The 270-nt window shown below is 38.1% G+C and carries 1 protein-coding gene; it reads right to left on the bottom strand.

Annotated features, from left to right (window positions below; genetic code table 11):
* Window positions 1-5 precede the first annotated feature (5 nt).
* Window positions 6-270: DNA replication initiation control protein YabA (gene yabA, locus C1G53_RS12940; RefSeq protein WP_105118868.1), on the bottom strand; the 265-nt coding region annotated here is incomplete at its 5' end.

The raw sequence follows: 270 nt of genomic DNA, 5'->3' as shown, positions 1-270 counted from the left end.
TCATCCTAATCTCGATTCAATAATTCTACACAGAACATACAAGGTTCATCATTATCCCTACGTTGACCATAAGAGAAGGTACAAATATGGAAACCATCTTCGTAAATATTCTCCAAATTCTCCTTACCAAAGTTGGAAGATTTATGGCCTGTCTTATCTTCTTTTTCCAAACGTTCGCGCAACTTGGAATTTTCCAAGCGGAGGGTCGTATTTTCATCAATAACTCCCTGTAAATGCTTTTTGATAGCATCCACTTCTGCCAACGTGGTT

It is taken from the genome of Streptococcus suis (assembly GCF_002960445.1).
Taxonomy (GTDB): domain Bacteria; phylum Bacillota; class Bacilli; order Lactobacillales; family Streptococcaceae; genus Streptococcus; species Streptococcus hyiners.
This window is presented reverse-complemented; position numbering and strand designations above follow the sequence as displayed.